Raw genomic sequence first — 14,013 nt, 5'->3', positions numbered from 1 at the left:
CCTTGCCCGATTGCATAAAAATTGAACCGTCGGCCAGCGGTCTTCATGAGATATTTTACCTTTCCGGTCATATCTACAAGACGACGAAAACGCCTCGCCCGGTCACCTGGGTCACCGGACTGCGCCCGGTTGGGAGTGATCACCTTCCTGTTCCGGTCAAGGCAATATCTGTCATCGAAAGGTTGTACGCCCCCTGGCGCACTCGAAGAAACATCAACGAACTGATTGTCGGTTTTAGCCGAACAAAAAGCCTGACCAAAGATGTGAAAGCCCATACTTTAAGTTGGGTCAATCGCTGCCAGAGAAGGTTCTTTGTCAGAAGCGGTGTAAAGGATTGGACTGTGACCTCTCATCAATGGCGCAAATCCTTCGCCCAATATGTCATCCGAAGCGACAGCTGCATGCTCCCGGTGCTTCGGGAGCATTTCAAACACATCAGTATGGCGATGACGGAACAGGGATATATAAATGCGGATCCAGAACTGAAACAGATCCTTGATGATGCTGCGGTTCAGTCAACGGTCTCTCTCATTGGCGAAATGATTGCCGGCAGAAAAAACGTCTCGGGGGCCCTCAGTGGAAAACTGAAAGAGACTGCGAATCAACTCGGAAAATCTCTGGACAACCGTCCCGAAGATGACCGCCCACGCGATATTGAAGAACTGGTTCGTACCTCGGGTATACGGGCACATGATATTCGCTGGGGAAAGACATCCCTCGGAACCTGCCTGTTTCGACAGGGAACCGGGAATTGTACCATCGGTTGCTCTGCCCGATGGGTGATCAGTGCGCCGCTATGGTCGGCCGCACGCCCGGATTTATGTTGGGAATGTCAAAACCTTGTCCTTGACGAGACTCATTTGCCCTTCTGGAAAGACCGCCGGGCCAAATTGCAAGATGATCTGAAAACGGCAACAACCAATGATGACTTTGCTCTCGCACAACTCTGCAAACAACGCCTCGAACAATGTATTATGGTGCTAAACAAGCTTGAAACCACCGAAGCTGCAGCTGCAGAAAACAACAATCCCGGGTAATGAAACCATGTCACCCACATCTGTTGAAGCCGCATTCATGATGGCGATTGATCGGCTCCTCGCGCGTCATGCTCTGAAAGCCAATTCCAGCAATACACCCAAAATCAACAAAAGTATGGTTGCGCGCGAAGCCGGGCATAGCCGGACAACACTGTACAAATATCCCAAAGTGCTTGAGAGACTGAAATCATTTGAGGCAACAGCAAAATCATCAAAACAAAATGAGATCATGAGTCTGCGTCAGGAAATCGCCAAATTAAAACAGGAAACCGGGACGGCGAGAGACCTGATGGCAGCAATGCTGCTTCAAATGCGCGAGATGGAACGACAAACGGCTTCAAGAATTCGCCAGGCAGTACGTATGACACAAGCAGAAGGTTCTGATACGTAATGGGCCTTCCACGACACAGGAAGACTCTTAACAAGCCTTTTACATCAATCGTGGTGTCTACGCCAAGCCTCTCCTAATGCACATGTCTCCCATCTTCCATAAATCATCCCACTTACGACAGATCACTTCCGCAGATCAGCAGAGAGGCGCCTCCCCAAGTTCATGCCTCTGCCCAGTCTGCCAGATTGACAAACAGCCCGAACCAGATTGACCATAGGCCAAGGGCGATGAAAACAAAGCCGGTCAACCAGCGGCGCGCGCGCATCCAGTCGGTAAGCCCGACCAGAAACGAGGCAAATCGCGGCACGACAGAAAACGGCACCAATGGAAGTGATAGCGACAGAGCAAAGACGGTCATCAGGACGAACCCCATCGCGGCGGAACCTGTTGCAGTTGCCGCTCCCATCAGGCCAAACAAGATCGGTGCGGCACAGGCTGGAATGTTCAGGCCGAACGCAATGCCCTGAACCCACGGGTTGCGCGTAACCCGCCAACCATCCGGTGCTATGCGGATACGCTGAAGCAACCGTCTGCCTGCACCGGACAGGAAGACAATCCCGATGACCATATAGATCCCCCCGAACACCAGCCATACGTTGGTCTGAACTCCGATCATGCGTTGTCCCAACATCACGGTCACACCACCGAAACCGCCCATGACCAACAGGCGTGCGAGCATGAATGCTGACAAGGCTCCGATCCGCCTACGCATTGGACGGTCGCACTGGCTGTTCAGAAACAGCATGTGTGCGCCAATCGTGCAGGGTTCGATAAACCCCAGCAAACCCAGCCCAAAAGCAAGACCGGTCAGATTGAACAGGTCCGGTGTCACGATTGCAAATTCCTCATTATCGCCACATGGCATCACCCGGCACAGCAAGACAGTTTGGCAACATCCTTGCCAAAACCCTGGGCGGCAAGTTTCAGTCCCTCGACGGTCGTCAGATACGGAAAGATCGTGTCACCAAGTTCTTTTGCAGTCATGCCGAAACGTAAGGCGATGACCATTGTCTGAATGCTGTCACAGCCCTCGGGTGCCAGTATCTGAGCGCCCAGCAAGCGGTCAGTTGCTTCATCTGCAATGAGTTTTATCAAACCGCGTGTATCACGGGCGGCAAGTGATCTGGGCACCTGATCAAGCGGTACGACAGATGTCTTGACCACAAAGCCCCGTTTCTGTGCCTGAACCTCGGAGAGACCTACTCCTGCAACTTGTGGATCGGTGAAGACAATCCAAGGCATCGTTGTGTTGTCATATGTCCGTTCGTCATGGTTATAGGCATTTAGTGCCGCAAGTTTGGCTCCGTAAGCTGCCATATAAACGAACTGGTCGCGTCCGGTCACATCGCCCGCGGCATATACATCGGGACGCGTTGTCCGCATATAAGCGTCCACAACAATTCCGCCATTCGAATTTACTTCAATTCCGGCCGTTTCGAGTCCTAATCCGTTTGTATTCGGCTTACGGCCCGTCGTTACCAGGATATGTTCAGCAGAAAGAACCTCAGCCTGGCCATCAACGTTAATGGTCAGTTCCGTTTTATCATTCTTCCGTTCAACCCGCTCATAGGTGAGGCCCGTGCGAACGGATACCCCTTCATTCCTTAACTCCTGAGTGAGCGATGCAGTAATTTCCGGTTCTGCTTCGGGAAGAAGCCGTGACCGTGTCACCAGCGTAACCGAGCTGCCGAGCCGTGCAAACATCTGAGCCAGTTCACAACCGATATATCCCCCGCCAATCACGAGAAGTGATTGTGGCTGCTGATCAAGTTCAAGTGCCGTTGTGCTGGTCAGACAAGGGACATTCTCAATGCCCGGAATATCGGGAAATGACGGGGATGTGCCGGTTGCAATGATTGTCTTTCTTGCAACAAGCTTTTTGCCGTCAAGCAGAAGACCGCTGTCATTAAATACAACATCCCCTTCGAGATAATTGATGCCATCATATTCGGGCAGCAGATCGATATATTTCTTCTGACGCAAACCGGAAACCAGTTCATCCTTGGCTTTGATCAGCGACCGCCAGTTGGCAACATGGGCGTTGCCGGCAAGGCCGGGAAACCGCGCTGCCGCCCCGGCACCATGCACGGCCTCTGCGGCCCGGATCATGGTTTTAGAGGGCACGCACCCGACATTGACGCATGTGCCGCCAATCATCCCCTTGCCGATAAGTGCGACCCTTGCGCCCTGTTCAGCGGCCGTAATCGCCGCCGAAAAACCGGCCGAGCCCGCGCCGATGACAGCAAGATCATATTCCTGACCCTGTTTGCGGGGCGTGCAGCAATCATTCATGTCGTTCCCCTTTCCGGGAGGCTGGTTTGTGTGGGACCGGTTGCGTATCGGTGCTGCAGCAGATGCGTGCCCGGTTGCGTTGCCGATAGCCGTAAAGCACCAAGGCGATGAACAGGATCAATCCGGGTATGAGGACATAGTCGATCCAGCCCAGCCATGCCGAGAGGCCGAAGGCCCCGAACGTGACAACGAGGATGGGCGTAAAACAGCAGATCGCGGTAACAATTGTTCCGGTGACCCCGGTTTTGAAAATGGTGTTGTGGTGCAATGTCTAATCCCGCGCCCTGGCCGGATAACCGGCATTTGTCGAAGCGGTCCCAATGGTTTCACCACTGGCAACGGATGGATCGAAGATGACCGTTGCGGTTTTGGCATCGAAATTGATCTCGACTGCCGCTACGCCGGTGACAGCTTCCATTGCGGTTTTAACCGTTACCGGACACAGGGCACAGGTCATGTTTTCGATGTCGAAAACGGTTGTTTGTTCAGCCTGCGATGTGGCACTGGCTGCTTGTGCCGCAGTCGGAAGAAGACCTCCCGGATGCATGGCAGCCAGTCCCAGAGCAAATGCCCCAGCCACGATAATGTCTGTTCGTTTCATGTCGATTTCTCCTAATAGAATAGCGATGCCCACCAGTTGATTGTCAGGGCCAGCCCCACCAGCACGGTTGAGAACCACAGGACGGATTTGGTGATCAGGGCGGATTCGGGGCGGGCGCAGTAAGATCCTTCGTCGCACGCCGGTTTTGTCTTGAAATAGACCTGCCAGAACCCCAGCCCGATGAATATCAGTGCCACCGTCGCGAAGAGGGGTTTGTAAGGTTCAAGGGCCGTCAGATTGCCGATCCAGGCCCCGGATACACCCAGCATCAGAAGCAGGAGTGGTGCGACACAGCAGGCCGATGCAAGAATGGCCCCGGTCACACCGCCAGCCGCAAGCAGACCTCTTTTTGCCTGTTTCCCGTCATCGGGCGATAAAGGGTCCGGTTTGATATCGTTCATGTGATTTGCCTCAAGCTCGTTCCTGATCCAAGCTACAGTCTGTAGTTGCTACAGGCTCAAGAGGGTTTTGACCTTATGGACGATCACAATTCCGGGAGGCTATTGAAACGTGCCGAACTGGCGAAGGTGACGGGCTGTCACCCTGAAACCATCCGCTATTATGAAAAGACCGGCATGATGCCCGATCCGCCACGCAGCAAAGCGGGTTACAGGCTGTATGATGAAGCACATGTTTCCCGGTTGCGGTTCATTCTGCGCGCCCGCGAACTGGGGTTTTCGATTGAAGATATCCGGGGATTGCTTGATCTCATGGATGGTGAGCTGCAAACTTGCTCGGAGGTCAAACAGCGTACGGAAAGCCATCTTGCTGACGTGCGCGTAAAAATCGCCGACCTGAAACGGATCGAACAGCTCTTGGCGGAGACGGCTGCACGATGTTCGGGAGAAGACGTACCGGAATGTCCTGTGCTGGAGGCACTGTCATGCACTTAGGACAACAGCATTTGATGTCGGCAATGCCGGAAGTGAAAGAAGCAAGATATCAATTCTTGCGATGTTACAGGCTAGACGTCAAATCGCGGTACGCATCCATCAACGGACGATCCTCGGAGACATAGTCCGTATGCTCCTGATCAAGTTTTTCAAGTGCTGCCAGCATGAATTCGGCAATATCAAGCCTTTCCTGCCAGCAGGCATATCTGAAAGCATGTAAAATGACATGCTCCAATGGGTCGGTTTCGGAAGACATTATTCTGCACCTCCTTCATATCGAGGTTAAAGGCTACGCTATCCAGCAAAAGGAAGGTCAACAGAATTCTTCCGGACAGGCGGGATCAGCCGATAGACGACAGAACAGGAAATGTTTCCAGCAGCCAGAACGCAAAGGCGGACATATAACCGGTCACCATGGCCACGCCCATGACAATCATGATCAAGGCCGCCGCGGCACGAAGGAACCGCCCGAAACGCCCTATGGATTTCAATCTGGCAGACAGGCTCTCGGTGAACAGTGCCGCCAGGAGAAACGGCACACCTAGCCCCACGGAATATATGGTCAGCAATGCAATACCATCGCTGACCGTTGCCGACGCGGCGCTGACGGTCAGAATGGCGCCGAGAACAGGACCGATACACGGCGTCCAGCCGAACGCAAAAGCAAGTCCAAGAGTATATGCCGAAACCACACGCCCACCAGGCAGATCAAGATGAAAGCGCGCTTCCCGCATCATCCACGCCGGACGGAGCGTTCCCAGCATGAACAGCCCGAACAGAATGACAATGCCGCCACCAATCAGATTCATCTCGAACCGGTATCCGAGCAGGAACTGACCAAGTGCTGTTGCACTGGCCCCCAGAAGGACGAAAACCGTGGTGAAGCCCAAAACGAAACACAGGCTGAAACCAAGAGATGACAATCGACCAACTCGGATTGCCTCCGTTCTGGTCGAAAGAGAGGCACCACCCGCGATATAGGAGATATATCCGGGAACCAGAGGCAGCACGCATGGCGAGAGAAACGAGATGAGGCCTGCGGCGAACGCGCTTATTATGCCGATATTGGAAAGTTCAGGCATTAATCTGTATTCCGTAAAATCAGGAACCAAGTATTCAGAGAACAGGAAGGTCAGCTAACCAAACAGTGCTAAGCCTATCTTTGTTCAGGGCTCTTTTCCTACTTTTGAGAACCAGTCTGTCAACTGATCCAGCCACCCCTTTTCAACAGGCGGCTTTGGGGGGGTGGGCAGCGTTTGTCAATCCGTTCACGTAAAGGATCAGATTCATCTGATTGAAACTCGTGCCGTGAAAAATACCGGCATGGCGGGTATTCCGATCGATAATATGAATCATCGGTGCAGACCCGTCACGCTGGCTCAATTTGGCGAATTTATCGGCAACAGTTACAGCACTGATATCCGAAGACGGCATAACAGGCCGCCAGTTCACCAGATCCCAAGAAGGAGTATCTGAAAAATCTTCGGAATGAACGGTAATGAACGTGACCATTTCCCGCATCGGGCTAATATTCAGCCTCGCCTGAGAGGACGCCAGTAGGGTTTGCTGTTCTGCACAGGCTGCACCACAATCCCTTGGCACAAAACTTAAAATAAGTATCTGATCATCAAGGTCGCTCAAATTAAAGCGACCTTGATTTTGGTTGAAAAGTTCTATCTCTGGAACCTTTCCGGTGTTTGTCACCTCAAAATATGGCTCTTTATCCGCCATCACCTCGTCAAGGTCTTCACCGGGATGATTCGCAAAAGCAGGTGAGGCCGTCAACGCCAGGATCAAAAACAACCACCGGATCATTCTGTTTCCCCCTGCGGCCCGGCGGCAGCTATGCCAAGAATGGCGACGTCAATGCTAATCTCGCCTGCGTTTTCAAAGCGCAATGTCATGGGAAACTTCTGTCCTTCACGGAGTTTTTCATGCAATCCCGCCAACATGAGATGCATTGCCCCCGGCGCCAGAGTGACCGGGCGGTTGGCGGGAACATCCAGAGCCATGACATGTCGCATCCGGCGAACATCATCGACCTTGACGACATCATGTATCATCACATGGTCTGCCACAGGTGTGGTGATTTCCAGAAGGCGGTCGGCCGCAGCACTTGTGATCGTAAGATATGCCACCCCCGGACGGGATGTCAGGATCGTGGCACGTGCCCAGGCGTCAGATATTTCGACAAGGCTCTCGGCAGAAACCGGTAGTGCTGTCAGCAAGGTCATAACGAGGGCGATGGCGGTTCTTTTCATATTGTATTCCCGTTCATGATCGCAAGAACCCGGATTGCCATGTCTTCTGCCGACTGGTCTCCTTCCCGAAAGACAGTCTGGTAACGGCCATCCGGTGCCATCAGATATATATGCCCGGAATGGGCCATCAAATAGCCGTCCGGTGCGGTATCGTCGTCCAGCTTTTCGGAATAGACCCGGAAGGCTTCGGCGGCTGCGGCAACATCCTTTTCGCTGCCGGTCAACCCGATCAGGGCCGGATGAAAGGCCCCGACATATTCCGCCATGACGTCAGGCGTATCGCGTACCGGATCAATAGTAATGAATAACGGTGCCACGCGGTCTGCTTCAGGCCCCATTCGGTCAAGCGCATCTGCCATATAGGCCAGTGTGGTCGGACAAACATCAGGGCAGTGTGTGAAGCCGAAAAAGACAAGTTGCCAACGCCCCGGGAAGCTTGCTTCGGTTACACGGTTTCCCTGATGATCGGTCAAGGAAAAATCGGAGTGAATTGCGGCTTCTCCCGTCCCTTCGGCCCCCGACGACATCTGCTTGTGGTCGGAAGCCTGAAAGATATATGCGCCGCCAAAGAGTAGGGCAGCAAGAACAACCATCCCCCATAATATAGAACGGACGAAACGTAACCGGTTGAAATTATGCGATGTCATGAAACGATCCCGTGGAAAATCCCGCCCGGGTATTTGTCCCGGGCGGGTGTCATGTCACGATGTTATTTGTCGGAAGGCTGCGGCATGTGATCGGTCATAGCAGCCATCATTTCAGTACACTGCTCCATCATCGGCCCCATCTGGCTCATCATCTTCATCATACCCATCATGCCCTGCATATCCCCCATGCCTGAATTGCCATCATGCTCCATCATCGGGGATTGCTTGTCCGGAGTTTGGGCTTCCTGGGCATATAGGGCTGTTGTCGCCAGTCCCGCGACCATCATTGTGGCAAACGCGGTGAGTTTGATTGATTTACGCATCTCTAACATTCCTTTCGGTTGTGGACTCATGTCCCGACTGGGGTGTTACAGACGCTATATTTGCGCCTGATGCAGCCGGGGACCTTCCGGCCTCGTTGCCGGGAAGACTGTTTTTCGGGGTTTCATCGGATGAAGGGGCGATATCGCTGGCGCTCTTTTGCGATGAACAGGCCTTTTTGTTCATGCACAAACCCAGCGCACACATCGCCACGCACGGCAGAACGGAGACGAGCAATGGCGCGATACCGGCGGCAACCAGCCAGCTCCAGTTAAATGCAAGCCCAGCGACAAGGGCAGTTCCAGCCAGCACAAATACACCGCGACGTCCCTTCAGGTAATATCGAACGGCATGAACCACGTCATGCCCAAGCGAGGTATTACCGGATTTGGCTTGTTGTATCTCGGTCATAGGAGTTCCTTCCTCAATCGGTGTAGATGTGGGATTTAAGAAAATCTATCATCTCTGCTGTCGCCCATTCGGTCGGTCCGACAAGTCGACCAAGCTCGCGGCCGTTCCTGTCAATCAGAAGCGTCGTCGGTAAACCGGGGATGCCCAGAGCCGTCGTGGTTTTCATGGTTGGATCGATGAAGAGGTCCAGATTCCGGATGCCGATTTCGGTATAGAAATCCTGCACGACATCCACTCCGGCCCGGTCGATCGACAAGGCAACGACTTTGAACTCCGAACTGCCGAGTTCGGCCTGCAGGGCATCCAGAGTCGGCATTTCCTCCCGGCATGGAACACACCAAGTAGCCCAGACATTCAGCAAGACGACCGTTCCCTCGAAATCACTCAATGTCATGGGTTGACCTTCGACGTTTTCGAACCCGAACTCGGGAAGAGGCCGGGGAGCATCATGCATGACAAACGAGCGCTGTTGACTCTGCCTTACATTGTCCGCTGCCTGATCGGTGACATTCTTCTCGTTGCGTAACGAAACTATGGTCAATGTGGTAACAACCACCAGTATGATGCCAGCGGCAAACCCCACTTTCAGGTTCATATACACCAAGAGGCTCTTCATCGAGGTGCCTCCGCAGTTCCGGCACCTGAGGCCTCATTACGCAATTTTTCGACCCTTGGCAGAATGGTCTCGGCCATCACTTTTTCCGTCACCGGCCCGACATGCTTGTATGCAATGTTCCCTTTCGCATCGACAACGAAGGTCTCGGGGACGCCATAGACGCCCCAGTCGATCGCCACACGTCCATTAATATCCGCGCCGGTTCTCGTATAGGGATCACCAAGACTATCGAGCCATTCTGCAGCGTCGTCAGGTTGATCCTTATAGTTCAGGCCATGCAGTGGGACGGTGCCGTCGCGAGCCAGTTTCATAAACACGGGATGCTCTTCGCGACACGCAACACACCAGGAGGCAAAAACATTGACCAGCGACACCTCACCTCTGATATCTGTACTCGACAAACCTTGTGTTCGACCTTTTACCGGTGGAAGGTCAAATTCCGGGACCTGTCTACCCAACAGGGCAGAGGGGAGTGTGTTGGGATCAAGAGTTAATCCCTTCGCTAGGGCCACACCCAATATCAATGCTATGCCAAGCGGTAAGAAATAGATCAGCCGGTTGAACCGTTTCTGCGGGCGATGTTCTTTGGGGACTGCAATCATCTCGCCCTCCCGTCTTTAAGATTGAGATTGTGCTGGAATTCGCGTTCTTCGTCCGACCAGACACTCTTGATATAACCGAGTACCGCGATGATCTCCTCATCACTCAGCACATCCTCAAATGCAGGCATATCGCTCTCATACCCCGGCACGACAGCGCCAACCCCGAACTTGGTGATCGCAAACAGTTCCTGATCGCTATGGCGCCATGTGTGGCCACTGGCATCGTGTGGCGGCGCGGGCATCCGCCCGGTGTCAAGGCGGCGCTTCCAGTTTTTCTGCCCCTCAAGATTTGAGCCATGACACGATGCGCAAAATTCAACATAGTCATCCTTGCCCAGTGCTATCTGTTCCGGAGTGAGCGGCTTTTCGAGAAAAGTCAGATTCTCGGGCTTCGCGCTGGCATCCATCACGCCGAACAACAAAGCCATGCCGACGCCAGCCATTAATCCGGTGACCATTGATCCGGGCGATACCGCACTCATTTCCCGCCCCGAAGATATTTAAACAACGCGAGAACGCTCATGATCAGGATCGCAAGGATCAGAAGAAACACAAGACCGCCTCCTGCCATCATCAGCATCATCATCGGGCCACCCATCATCGAACCATCCATCATCTGTCCAAAACACTCATTCATTGGCGTAAACGGCAATGCCGTCCTCTCCGAACGCATAGGTTTTCAGCGTCCCGGTTTTTTCACGTGCCATGCCCGGCGCATTTGGTGGCATGCCGGGCAGCGTGATACCCGTTATATCCGGGCGTTCATCAAGCATCCGTTCAATGATCTCGGCGGGAACCAGCCCGCTTACGACATATCCGTCAATCTCGGCCAAATGGCAGCCCAGCCCTTGCTCCGGGACACCGGCGGCAACGGATCGCTTGTCGAAATCGCGATCATCGACACGGGTAACCTGATATCCATTGGTCTCAAGATATTCGCCATAGGCATCACAGCATCCGCAGTTCGGGTCCCGATAGATTGTGATCGATTTGCTTCTCTCACCAGCTACTGTCACGTTCGTTTGCGCCTCTCCTTTTCCCGGAGCAAACATTGTAAATGCAGCACTTCCGGCAACAGCCAGAATCGCAACACCTGTCACAATCACTAATTTTCTCATCTGTTTCTCCATCATCATATGTTCGCAATGGCGGTCCACGTCCTGCCACCGTCTGGGCTTTGTAAAACCCCGTCGTTATTCACAATTACGAGATCATCAGCGCGTAGCGGATGAACCGCGAGTGCTGTTGCGATAACTTCTGAACGCTTTAACCAGGTGACACCCGCATCCTGCGATTGCCAAATTCCGGATGGCAATCCGGCATAAAGTGTGGCCGGTCGCGATACCGCACTGACCAGCGCACTCACAGGTTCACCCTCAGGTAAGGGTACTTTGGGAGTTGCCTGCTTTCCGGACGCAAGAGCATCCATGGCATCGCCCGGCTGAACATCCTGCCAACGGCAGAAACAATCCGGCACACGCGTTACACCGGTATCGGTTCCGGCATATAGCCAGATCCCACCCATTCCGGTTGCCAGATCGACTGAAGACAGTGCTGTCAGATCTCGCTCGGCATTCGCTAACCATGGCCGGTCCATGACAAACACCCATGACTGACCAGCATCATCGCTCTGCCATAAGCCGTCACCGCGAATGGCGGCATATATGGTATCTGGGTTTGTCGCCGCAGTTGTGATGGCAGTGACTGCCGCTTTTGGCAGTCCTTGCCCACGTACGTCCCAACTTTTCCCGCCATCTACAGACAGAACAATCCTGCCGGTATCCAGACCACCAATAACTCGGCCCGGCCGTTCCGGATGTGTTGCAAGTGTGAGAATGGAACCTGCCGACATCTCCGGCAATGTTATCCAGTTTCGATCCCTATCGCGATACAGAAGCAATGACCCGCGTGCAATAATCAGCGCATTGCTATCAAAAGCAATTGCACTGTTTGAGCTTTCACTAACCGCGGCAAGGGTTGTTGCTGGCAACAGGTAGAGGCCAGCACATGTCACGAGACCGCGAAGCAGCGCACGTCTGGAAACAGAGCCCGCGACTATGGTATTTCTTTTCATATGCAAGTTTCTCAAGGAGTTGGAGCATCAGAACGTAATCCGAATCCCGCTCACAATGATCCTATAAGGTTTGATCTTCAGAGGCCGGGCACCAGTAAAAGCGGGACGCTCAAGGCCGGGGCGGATTGCCGCCTGCTCGTTGAGTGAAGCTGAAGCTATGCTTTGGTGCATGTCGCGACTGCGCCAAGAAATACCGACCAAAGCCGACATTTTGGCACCTGTAGATCGGAAAACATGATTTCCAACCTTGTCTGAAGAAGCTGTAAGGCCCACAACAAAAATTGCGGGCACGAAGCATGTCATGAGAAATCGCGGTGATGCCCCATGACACTGATATCCTCAAACCAAAACGGATTAAGGAGATATCAGTTCAGAGTGTTGGTTCTGGGAGGGAATGGATCGGGAGAGTTTGAGCGGCCGGTAAGGCTGCCTGTCGGCCCGAAATGCTCGACTGAGGCGAGTGCAGGTATTGCAACTTGTACAGGCGAAATTGCGATAGTTGATACCTGAGGGCACGCAATATCGCAGTCCGGCATGATGTCGCCGCTGCCAGAACAATCCTGACAATTGTCCATTGCCAATTCCGCCATCGGCATCCCGACCTCCATAACAGCAGCATTGACCGTCTGGAAACTTGTCCCGACGGCAAAAGCAGCTATCAAAAGTATGGTCAAAAACCTGATGCGATTGAGCATGGTTTACTTCTATCCCAAGGATGCGATGCTGTCTATATCGAACTACAGTAAATCCTATTGCTGCACCTCTGTGCCCATATCCAGAGACTAGGAGAATTGTTGGGTTACGCAGCATTTAATAGGATTTGATTGTGCTTCATCTATAAATTGATTGTTAGCAAGTCATACCCGCAGATTAGTGAATAACTCAGCACAACAGGTTGTTCATCTGTAGCGCATAACGTGATTTCATGGCGACGAATGCAGTAATCTATTGTTTTCACCTTGCTGATGGCTCAAGCAGCAGATGTAAATTCGTGAAATAGTCTGTCTTTGCCACAATATTGCCACTTGACCGCATTGATACATCAAGATAACCATTGCGCTGCAACATTGTGATAGGATTCTCCTTTTGCGGATCATCTCGTGCATACTTTCGGTTGTTATCGCGTTGACAGTAATGCTGTCTGGCGCTGAGGCCGTGCATGCCAAAGCCGCTGATATTAACAGTGGCCATCACAGTGTTGTCTCCGTCATGGCTGACAGTAGTTCTCACACACAGGATCCATCGCACAACGATATTTGTGGCATGGCTGTTTGTGGTCCCTATGTGCAGCAAATGTCTGGTAACTGGAACGCTGCACCTGTTTTGTTGTCTGTAAAGTACTGGGCAAAAGACAGAACGCTCTCGCCTGCAGAGCTTGATGTCAGCGTCAAACCTCCCCGCGCCTAAGATATTCAGTTCCTTATCTAAACAGCATTCGTAACGTAATCTATCACTATGAGTCCGATCTATGACTCTGTGCAAGGTTTGCGTAACGAGATCCTTTATACTGAATTATCTCGGGAGCATTTTCATGCCCAAATACACTACTTCTGTACTTCGCCTAGCTGTTGTTTCTGCCCTTGCAATGGGTAGCCTTGCTGGTATCCAAACTTCTGCATTTGCTGGTGCAGGTCATAGTGGCGGTCATAATGATGGCGTCGAAATCGGTGCGCCTGGCGATATCTCTGATGTCCGCCGAACAATCCAGATTTCGATGGAAGACAACTTCTATGACAAGGAAAAGATCGTTGTTCGTGGCGGCGAAACCGTTCGCTTCCTGATCGAAAATAAGGGTGAGTTCGTTCACGAATTCAACATCGGCACGGCAGCAATGCACGCGGATCATCAAAAAGAAATGATGATGATG

The 14,013-nt window shown here is 52.7% G+C and carries 24 protein-coding genes; 5 read left to right on the top strand and 19 right to left on the bottom strand.

Going from position 1 to position 14,013, the window contains the following annotated elements; translation table 11 throughout:
- A partial coding sequence (locus B2T33_RS02360; RefSeq protein WP_286791048.1) for a hypothetical protein occupies positions 1–1,037 on the top strand: 1,037 nt, incomplete at its 5' end.
- 7 nt (positions 1,038–1,044) lie between these two features.
- Positions 1,045–1,428, top strand: coding sequence for a hypothetical protein (locus tag B2T33_RS02355; protein ID WP_063093914.1), 384 nt, complete (start codon positions 1,045–1,047; stop codon positions 1,426–1,428).
- A gap of 160 nt (positions 1,429–1,588) precedes the next feature.
- Here B2T33_RS02355 and B2T33_RS02350 read toward each other — a convergent pair whose 3' ends face one another.
- From B2T33_RS02350 to B2T33_RS02330, 5 genes are read right to left on the bottom strand one after another with little or no spacing between them, the layout of a single operon-like run.
- Complete coding sequence (locus B2T33_RS02350; RefSeq protein ID WP_231886908.1) at positions 1,589–2,260, bottom strand: cytochrome c biogenesis protein CcdA; 672 nt, start codon at positions 2,258–2,260, stop codon at positions 1,589–1,591.
- A 32-nt stretch (positions 2,261–2,292) separates the two neighbouring features.
- Complete coding sequence (gene merA, locus B2T33_RS02345; protein ID WP_101270212.1) at positions 2,293–3,720, bottom strand: mercury(II) reductase; 1,428 nt, start codon at positions 3,718–3,720, stop codon at positions 2,293–2,295.
- Complete coding sequence (merF, locus tag B2T33_RS02340; RefSeq protein ID WP_101270210.1) at positions 3,713–3,988, bottom strand: mercury resistance system transport protein MerF; 276 nt, start codon at positions 3,986–3,988, stop codon at positions 3,713–3,715. Before merF ends, merA begins: the two co-directional genes overlap by 8 nt.
- A gap of 3 nt (positions 3,989–3,991) precedes the next feature.
- Positions 3,992–4,321: a heavy-metal-associated domain-containing protein gene (locus B2T33_RS02335; protein WP_062959155.1), complete on the bottom strand. Its 330-nt coding sequence runs from the start codon at positions 4,319–4,321 to the stop codon at positions 3,992–3,994.
- Positions 4,322–4,332: 11 nt separating this feature from the next.
- A complete protein-coding gene (locus B2T33_RS02330; protein WP_062959156.1) occupies positions 4,333–4,722 on the bottom strand; it encodes a mercuric transporter MerT family protein in 390 nt (129 codons plus the stop codon).
- A 75-nt stretch (positions 4,723–4,797) separates the two neighbouring features.
- Between B2T33_RS02330 and B2T33_RS02325 the strand changes: the two genes are divergently transcribed.
- On the top strand, positions 4,798–5,214 hold the full coding sequence (locus B2T33_RS02325; RefSeq protein ID WP_062959157.1) for a MerR family transcriptional regulator: 417 nt from the start codon (positions 4,798–4,800) through the stop codon (positions 5,212–5,214).
- 64 nt (positions 5,215–5,278) lie between these two features.
- Here the strand turns inward: B2T33_RS02325 and B2T33_RS02320 are convergent, their stop codons facing one another.
- From B2T33_RS02320 to B2T33_RS02255, 14 genes are all read right to left on the bottom strand, one after another.
- Positions 5,279–5,470 carry a hypothetical protein gene (locus B2T33_RS02320; RefSeq protein WP_062959158.1) on the bottom strand — a complete coding sequence of 64 codons (192 nt, stop codon included), beginning with the start codon at positions 5,468–5,470 and terminating at the stop codon, positions 5,279–5,281.
- 85 nt (positions 5,471–5,555) lie between these two features.
- Entirely contained in the window at positions 5,556–6,296 is a 741-nt protein-coding gene (locus B2T33_RS02315) for a cytochrome c biogenesis CcdA family protein (RefSeq protein WP_062959159.1), read from the bottom strand.
- 142 nt (positions 6,297–6,438) lie between these two features.
- Complete coding sequence (locus tag B2T33_RS02310) at positions 6,439–7,029, bottom strand: hypothetical protein (protein ID WP_062959160.1); 591 nt, start codon at positions 7,027–7,029, stop codon at positions 6,439–6,441.
- Positions 7,026–7,475 carry a copper chaperone PCu(A)C gene (locus B2T33_RS02305; protein WP_062959161.1) on the bottom strand — a complete coding sequence of 150 codons (450 nt, stop codon included), beginning with the start codon at positions 7,473–7,475 and terminating at the stop codon, positions 7,026–7,028. The genes B2T33_RS02310 and B2T33_RS02305 overlap by 4 nt, the downstream gene beginning before the upstream one ends.
- A complete protein-coding gene (locus tag B2T33_RS02300) occupies positions 7,472–7,948 on the bottom strand; it encodes an SCO family protein (RefSeq protein WP_232308421.1) in 477 nt (158 codons plus the stop codon). The genes B2T33_RS02305 and B2T33_RS02300 overlap by 4 nt, the downstream gene beginning before the upstream one ends.
- A 236-nt stretch (positions 7,949–8,184) precedes the next feature.
- On the bottom strand, positions 8,185–8,445 hold the full coding sequence (locus tag B2T33_RS02295) for a hypothetical protein (protein ID WP_062959163.1): 261 nt from the start codon (positions 8,443–8,445) through the stop codon (positions 8,185–8,187).
- A complete protein-coding gene (locus B2T33_RS02290) occupies positions 8,438–8,854 on the bottom strand; it encodes a hypothetical protein (RefSeq protein WP_197467363.1) in 417 nt (138 codons plus the stop codon). The genes B2T33_RS02295 and B2T33_RS02290 overlap by 8 nt, the downstream gene beginning before the upstream one ends.
- Before the next feature lie 13 nt (positions 8,855–8,867).
- On the bottom strand, positions 8,868–9,470 hold the full coding sequence (locus tag B2T33_RS02285; protein ID WP_258548607.1) for a TlpA family protein disulfide reductase: 603 nt from the start codon (positions 9,468–9,470) through the stop codon (positions 8,868–8,870).
- Positions 9,467–10,072, bottom strand: a complete 606-nt coding sequence (locus B2T33_RS02280; protein ID WP_063093935.1) for a DsbE family thiol:disulfide interchange protein — start codon at positions 10,070–10,072, stop codon at positions 9,467–9,469. The genes B2T33_RS02285 and B2T33_RS02280 overlap by 4 nt, the downstream gene beginning before the upstream one ends.
- The gene (locus tag B2T33_RS02275) at positions 10,069–10,554 is read right to left on the bottom strand and encodes a c-type cytochrome (RefSeq protein WP_063089329.1); all 486 of its coding nucleotides are present in this window, start codon (positions 10,552–10,554) and stop codon (positions 10,069–10,071) included. Before B2T33_RS02275 ends, B2T33_RS02280 begins: the two co-directional genes overlap by 4 nt.
- A complete protein-coding gene (locus B2T33_RS02270; RefSeq protein WP_022733241.1) occupies positions 10,551–10,709 on the bottom strand; it encodes a hypothetical protein in 159 nt (52 codons plus the stop codon). The genes B2T33_RS02275 and B2T33_RS02270 overlap by 4 nt, the downstream gene beginning before the upstream one ends.
- Positions 10,702–11,190, bottom strand: coding sequence for a DUF411 domain-containing protein (locus B2T33_RS02265; RefSeq protein WP_196871077.1), 489 nt, complete (start codon positions 11,188–11,190; stop codon positions 10,702–10,704). Before B2T33_RS02265 ends, B2T33_RS02270 begins: the two co-directional genes overlap by 8 nt.
- A gap of 14 nt (positions 11,191–11,204) precedes the next feature.
- The gene (locus B2T33_RS02260; RefSeq protein WP_196871078.1) at positions 11,205–12,146 is read right to left on the bottom strand and encodes a WD40/YVTN/BNR-like repeat-containing protein; all 942 of its coding nucleotides are present in this window, start codon (positions 12,144–12,146) and stop codon (positions 11,205–11,207) included.
- Positions 12,147–12,511: 365 nt separating this feature from the next.
- Positions 12,512–12,841 (bottom strand): hypothetical protein, encoded by a 330-nt coding sequence (locus B2T33_RS02255; RefSeq protein WP_063089330.1) that lies wholly within the window; start codon positions 12,839–12,841, stop codon positions 12,512–12,514.
- A 391-nt stretch (positions 12,842–13,232) separates the two neighbouring features.
- Here B2T33_RS02255 and B2T33_RS02250 point away from each other — a divergent pair, with 391 nt between their 5' ends.
- Together B2T33_RS02250 and B2T33_RS02245 are read left to right on the top strand one after the other, a co-directional pair.
- On the top strand, positions 13,233–13,553 hold the full coding sequence (locus B2T33_RS02250; protein WP_286791047.1) for a hypothetical protein: 321 nt from the start codon (positions 13,233–13,235) through the stop codon (positions 13,551–13,553).
- Between the two features lie 124 nt (positions 13,554–13,677).
- On the top strand, positions 13,678–14,013 hold a 336-nt coding region (locus tag B2T33_RS02245), incomplete at its 3' end, for a cupredoxin domain-containing protein (protein ID WP_422664296.1).

This window comes from Thalassospira sp. UBA4513, from assembly GCF_002388495.1.
In the GTDB taxonomy this organism is placed as follows: domain Bacteria; phylum Pseudomonadota; class Alphaproteobacteria; order Rhodospirillales; family Thalassospiraceae; genus Thalassospira; species Thalassospira tepidiphila.
Note: the sequence above shows the minus strand (reverse complement) of the source record. Positions and strands in the feature narration are given on the sequence as shown.

Excerpts from the sequence above, each read along its gene's own strand:
- B2T33_RS02355 (WP_063093914.1), top strand. The coding sequence starts at position 1,045 with ATGTCACCCACATCTGTTGAAGCCGCATTCATGATGGCGATTGATCGG.
- merA (WP_101270212.1), bottom strand. The coding sequence starts at position 3,720 with ATGAATGATTGCTGCACGCCCCGCAAACAGGGTCAGGAATATGATCTT.
- B2T33_RS02335 (WP_062959155.1), bottom strand. The coding sequence starts at position 4,321 with ATGAAACGAACAGACATTATCGTGGCTGGGGCATTTGCTCTGGGACTG.
- B2T33_RS02330 (WP_062959156.1), bottom strand. The coding sequence starts at position 4,722 with ATGAACGATATCAAACCGGACCCTTTATCGCCCGATGACGGGAAACAG.
- B2T33_RS02325 (WP_062959157.1), top strand. The coding sequence starts at position 4,798 with ATGGACGATCACAATTCCGGGAGGCTATTGAAACGTGCCGAACTGGCG.
- B2T33_RS02320 (WP_062959158.1), bottom strand. The coding sequence starts at position 5,470 with ATGTCTTCCGAAACCGACCCATTGGAGCATGTCATTTTACATGCTTTC.
- B2T33_RS02315 (WP_062959159.1), bottom strand. The coding sequence starts at position 6,296 with ATGCCTGAACTTTCCAATATCGGCATAATAAGCGCGTTCGCCGCAGGC.
- B2T33_RS02310 (WP_062959160.1), bottom strand. The coding sequence starts at position 7,029 with ATGATCCGGTGGTTGTTTTTGATCCTGGCGTTGACGGCCTCACCTGCT.
- B2T33_RS02305 (WP_062959161.1), bottom strand. The coding sequence starts at position 7,475 with ATGAAAAGAACCGCCATCGCCCTCGTTATGACCTTGCTGACAGCACTA.
- B2T33_RS02295 (WP_062959163.1), bottom strand. The coding sequence starts at position 8,445 with ATGCGTAAATCAATCAAACTCACCGCGTTTGCCACAATGATGGTCGCG.
- B2T33_RS02290 (WP_197467363.1), bottom strand. The coding sequence starts at position 8,854 with ATGACCGAGATACAACAAGCCAAATCCGGTAATACCTCGCTTGGGCAT.
- B2T33_RS02285 (WP_258548607.1), bottom strand. The coding sequence starts at position 9,470 with ATGAAGAGCCTCTTGGTGTATATGAACCTGAAAGTGGGGTTTGCCGCT.
- B2T33_RS02280 (WP_063093935.1), bottom strand. The coding sequence starts at position 10,072 with ATGATTGCAGTCCCCAAAGAACATCGCCCGCAGAAACGGTTCAACCGG.
- B2T33_RS02275 (WP_063089329.1), bottom strand. The coding sequence starts at position 10,554 with ATGAGTGCGGTATCGCCCGGATCAATGGTCACCGGATTAATGGCTGGC.
- B2T33_RS02270 (WP_022733241.1), bottom strand. The coding sequence starts at position 10,709 with ATGAATGAGTGTTTTGGACAGATGATGGATGGTTCGATGATGGGTGGC.
- B2T33_RS02265 (WP_196871077.1), bottom strand. The coding sequence starts at position 11,190 with ATGAGAAAATTAGTGATTGTGACAGGTGTTGCGATTCTGGCTGTTGCC.
- B2T33_RS02260 (WP_196871078.1), bottom strand. The coding sequence starts at position 12,146 with ATGAAAAGAAATACCATAGTCGCGGGCTCTGTTTCCAGACGTGCGCTG.
- B2T33_RS02255 (WP_063089330.1), bottom strand. The coding sequence starts at position 12,841 with ATGCTCAATCGCATCAGGTTTTTGACCATACTTTTGATAGCTGCTTTT.